The sequence below is a fragment of the Candidatus Latescibacter sp. genome, assembly GCA_030692375.1.
GTDB lineage: Bacteria > Latescibacterota > Latescibacteria > Latescibacterales > Latescibacteraceae > JAUYCD01.
On sequence record JAUYCD010000268.1, the window covers coordinates 1 to 5019 of the forward strand.

Consider the following 5019-nt stretch of genomic DNA (forward strand, 5'->3'; position numbering starts at 1 on the left):
TTGTACCTCGCTAACCTACAAGGAGAGATCATGTCTCAGGAAATATCGGGAAACGAGCATGCATCAAGCCGCCGCGCTTTCATCAAAACCGCCGCTGCAACCGCGGCTGTGGCGGTAGCTCCTGGCGCCGCGAATGCTCAGGAGAAAGCGCCCCGGCGTCTCCGTATCGGCGCAGCATGTGTGGGGGAGTATTCGTTCATGTCTTTCTGCTGGTCGGATATCATGGAGCCCGACAAAGCCACCATCAGTAAGGGAGGAACGTTCGGCACCCCGTTTCTTAATATGGATATCACCCATGTGTGGGATGTGAATCCTGCTGAAGCGCAGAAATTCGCAGCCCGGATGGGCGCAGTCGCAGTGAAGAATTACGACGACATGGTCGGAAAAGTTGACGGCGTGATTTTCGGGGGCTTTTATGAAGTCCCCTGGCAACATCTCCTTGCAAGGCCTTATGTGGAGGCTGGAATCCCGGTGTACCTGAGCCGGCCGTTCGCTTACCGTCTGCGGGATATGGATGAACTTCTTAACCTGGCGGCGAAGCACAACACCGCCATCATCGCCACCGCCAAACACGAACATTACCACGAGGCGCCCGCGCTCAAGAGCAGGCTGAAAAGCATCGGCCCCATCCAGTGTGTGCAGGCCACCTGCTGGGCGTCTGATTTCCCCATTCATTTCCATACCCAGTTCATGCTGCTCAAAATCTTCGGTTATGATGTCGATAAGGTATCGGTCATCACCGACAAGGAAATCGGCAACAATTACCTTCAGGAAACATACATTTTCAAAGGCTGGGAAGGCCAGAAACCGTTTATCTGCTCGCTTCAGAACGTAATGAATCAGGATTCTTTCTCGATCGACATCATCGGGAGAGACAATACCGTTTCCGCGAAGATGGTGCGCAGCCCTTCCTGGCAGGACAGCCTCCTCTTCCGCTACGCCCCGCAGGTGATCGACATGCAGCGCACATTCGACACGAAAAAAAGCTACGAGCCGCTGGATATCCTCCGTAAAAAGACAGAGATATTCCTCACCGGCTATTATTCCCTCAAGGAACGAAACGGAGCGCCGGTTACAGTTGGCCAGGTATCCACGGATTGGCAGGCCCCTCTGGTCAAACCAAACTGGATAGACATGGCCATGTTTAAGAAAGGATAAGGATAAGGCACAAAGTTGAAAGACTGTCTGAACCGCGAAAACCTCACCCGGCTTTCAGCCACCCTCTCCTAAATAGGAGAGGGTAGCAACAATGCGCGTAACGAGTTACCCCCTCTCATGAATAGGAGAGGGGGACAGGGGGTGAGGTTTATAAACACCGGAAAATAATGCATAAATTATTATCATCGAATCAGAATCTAAAAAAATCTTTAACTTTGTGCCTTTGTGCCTTCTCTTTTTTAATTTTGGGCTTTGGGCTTTGGACTATTTTATACTTTGTCACTTTGTAACTTTGCAGCTTTGTCACTTTTTTAAGGGGGTTATCCATGACGGAGCGTACTTCCAGACGTTCGTTTATCACTAAAGCCGCTGCTGCGGCAGGTGCAGCATCAGTGCTTACCGGAGCGGCGAATTCCGCTTCCGCTCAGACGCAAAAGTCGGGGCGTACACTGAAGGTAGGGGCGCTGTGTGTCGGCGAATATTCTTTCTGGTCTATCTGGGCGGATTTTCTGACATCGAAAGGCAGCTTCGGCTCGCCGGTGCTTAACATGGAAATCTCCCATGTCTGGGATGTGGACCCCAAGAAAGCCCAGGCATTTGCCGACAAATGGGGGGGAGAAGTAGTAAAAACCTATGACGGCATGATTGGCAAGGTGGATGGAGTGGCCAGCGGCGGTCTTTACGAGGTACCCTGGCAGCACAGACTGTTCCGTCCTTACTTGGAGGCGGGAATGCCCTGCTATGTCAGCCGTCCCTGGGTCAATACCCTTAAAGACATGGATGAGATGCTTGATGTTACAGCAAAGCATAATGCCCCGTTCATTGCGACCGCCACCTACGAACACTACAATGAAGCCGATGCCCTGAAAGCGAGGCTGAAGAATGTAGGTACAATCAAATCGGTGACCGCAACGTGCGGCGGCGGCGATTTTCCCCATTTTCATATCCAGCACATGATGACCAAGATCCTTGGCTACAATGTCCAGAAGGTATCCATCTTTACCGATGACATGATGAAAGCCGCTTACCTCCAGGAAACTTACCTGTATTCCGGCCAGGAGAAACAGCCGCCATACCTCTGCGGGATGTATTCGGCGCCGGGACCCTACATTTTCCATATCACCATTATCGGCGCCACAGGTACTGAAGTAGCCTGCATGCCGGGCAATTCCAGCTATTTCTACCGGTTTGCCACGCAGCTTGTGGACATCCAGAAAACCCTTGAAGGCAAAACCTACCAGCCCCTGGATGTGGTGCGCAAAAAATTCGAGATATACCTTGCCGCCTCCTACTCTTTCCAGGAACGCGGCGGCAATCCGGTAGCGGTCGGCTCGGTGCCGGCGGACTGGGGCCCGAAGATACTGAGGCCCGGATTTGTGGACGAATCGATATTCAAGAAGTAAAAAAGAAACAAGTGACAAAGTAACAAAGTGACAGAGTCAAAAGACAAATACTCCGTCACCGGTGGACTAATTCAATAGCAATAAAAAAGGTAAACTGTATGAAACGAAGATCATTTTTTTCGCAAGCGGCGATAGGCGGCGCTGCCCTTGTTGCCGGGGGGTGTGCCCGGCAGGTCATTGGGCAGCGGATAATTAAGCCCAAACTGCATGAGTTCAATCCCGGGATGCTCAAGGTCACCGTTCAGAAGCCCCCTGCGGGATCGATGCCGATGGGGGAAATCGGTAAGACGGGAATCAAAGTTTCAAAGTTTACCTTCGGCTCCCATATTCCGCCAGGACTTATTCCGCTGGAAAAAGAACGGAGGGAGATGATTCATGCGGCGTTCGAGTACGGCGTCGATACCATAGATGTCTACGCCGACCAGTATGAGGTTATGCCCGGACACATCGAGCCTTTTAAAAACAAGGTCGTACTCTCGACCATGGGCGGAAGGACGGAAAAGCGGAGCGCCGAACAGGAGCTGGAACATATCCTGAAGCTTTTCAGGCGCGACCACATCGACCTTGTCCGTATGCACAGCCACACTCCGGCCACTCCGCAATGGCCTGACTGGGAGGTGCTCTTCAGGCTCAAGGAAAAGGGATACATCCGCGCGGTCGGAGTACCCATTCATTTCATACCCGAACTCGATAGTGTTCTGAAAACTTTCCCAATCGATTTTGTGGTATTCCCCTATAATTTTTATCATAATATCGTGTATACGGGCAAATTCCCCGGCGATTACTATCCGGTTGCGAAGAAGCTCCGTGATAAAGGGGTCGGGGTGATAACCATGAAACCGTTTGCGAGCGAGTGGTTTATCTCTCACCTTATCAGCGCCGCAAAGGAAATGGATCCGAAAAGCAGGGTGAGCCTTCCCCAGGCCATGCTCAGGTATATAATCAATTCCGGCCTCAATCCCGACACCACCATGGCCGGAATGTGGACACTCAACGATGTTTACGATGGCATGACTGCTTTTTTCAAACCGAAAATATCCGGTGAAGAGAAACAGCTTCTGGATAAACTGCGGACGTATGCCAATCTGACCGAGTCAGCCTGCCTGCCCGATCATTATCGTTTTCTCGATCACTGGGCGCCGGAAAACACTATCAGCCGCATCGTATAAAGGAGGAAAACATACATGGCACAGTCTTCATCAAGACGATCTTTTATCACCCAAAGCGCCCTGGCAGGGGGGGTTCTGCTCGGCTCAGGTACGGCCCAGGCTGCCGTTCCGAGACCCAGGTTCAAACGGAAATCTCCCGCCTCGGTTGAACTCATGGAAATAGGCATCATCACCTGCGGATACTACTCCCACATCGAGGATATCTGGGGAAGATTTCTCAATCCGCCCCTGACTGAGAGCGAGGGGACTTTCTGGCCCCGTCAGACCGGGATGGTTATGACCATGGTCTGGGATCCCGACCCGAAAGCGGCGGAAAAATTCGCCAATAAATACGATGTCAAGATTGTGAAAAATTACAATGACATGGTCGGAAAAGTCGACGGCGTCATTCTCTCCGATTATTATGCCACCGGGTGGTGGCCGCAGCTTTCCAAACCGTATCTCGAAGCGGGGATGCCTTCGCTCATAAACCGTCCGTTTGCACTTTCCCTCAAAGAAATGAAAGAGATGATCACCCGCGCCAAGGAGCACAATGCCCCCATCCTGGCGCCTTCGTCGGACGAGACTATGCTGGAAACCATGCGCGCCCGTCACCGCCTGCAGGCGCTTCTCGACCGCGGCGCTCATGTCACCGGGGCGATGGCGTTCGAGCCTTGCGGCGAATACGCTGCCCATGGCGTACACAGCATCTATAATCTCTATACGATTCTCAAACCGAACGTGATTGCGGCAAACCTGATGGCCGATACCTGGTGGGAATGGGGGGACAAGGGCGGCATGATGAACTGGCTGGTCAAGGGAGAGGGAAAGAATCCGGATTATTATGCGGCAATCCGCATGTCCACCGAGGGCGACACCAACGGGTGGGTGGAGATTTCCACAAACACAGGCCGGGTGTTTGAAAACAACGACCACGAGGGGGATGTTTTCACACGCTACCGGAATTTGTTCGTATCGACTATGATCGAGTTCCAGAAGATGGTAGAATCGGGGAAACAGCCCCAGACATTCGAGCATATCGCAGGGAAAACGACCACTTTTCTTACCGGCTTCTACTCGCACCGTGAGAAAAAAGGCGCAATGGTACCCTGCAGCGATGTCCCCGAAGACTGGCGGGCGCCGCAGGTCATGCCGGAAAGGATACCGAACGATATATTTAAGTGAAATCTGAAATTAGAAAAACTGTCTGAACCACTGATGCGTGTGATGCGTGTGATAAAAGATGATGATGAAAAATTAGTCTCCTCCGAGTTATTGCTCCGGTGATTAAATAGTGTTAATTGAACTTG

The 5019-nt window shown here is 51.9% G+C and carries 4 protein-coding genes; all 4 read left to right on the forward strand.

The features are described from left to right. Positions 1 to 30: 30 nt before the first annotated feature. The 4 genes from Q8O92_16440 to Q8O92_16455 all read left to right on the forward strand — a co-directional run bounded on the left by Q8O92_16440 (position 31) and on the right by Q8O92_16455 (position 4894). A complete protein-coding gene (locus tag Q8O92_16440) occupies positions 31 to 1158 on the forward strand; it encodes a Gfo/Idh/MocA family oxidoreductase (GenBank protein MDP2984909.1) in 1128 nt (375 codons plus the stop codon). A gap of 326 nt (positions 1159 to 1484) precedes the next feature. After that, positions 1485 to 2561, forward strand: coding sequence for a hypothetical protein (locus Q8O92_16445; protein MDP2984910.1), 1077 nt, complete (start codon positions 1485 to 1487; stop codon positions 2559 to 2561). A gap of 98 nt (positions 2562 to 2659) precedes the next feature. Further along, the gene (locus Q8O92_16450) at positions 2660 to 3730 is read left to right on the forward strand and encodes an aldo/keto reductase (protein ID MDP2984911.1); all 1071 of its coding nucleotides are present in this window, start codon (positions 2660 to 2662) and stop codon (positions 3728 to 3730) included. Positions 3731 to 3745: 15 nt separating this feature from the next. Continuing rightward, positions 3746 to 4894, forward strand: a complete 1149-nt coding sequence (locus Q8O92_16455; GenBank protein MDP2984912.1) for a Gfo/Idh/MocA family oxidoreductase — start codon at positions 3746 to 3748, stop codon at positions 4892 to 4894. The last annotated feature ends 125 nt before the right edge of the window (positions 4895 to 5019 follow it).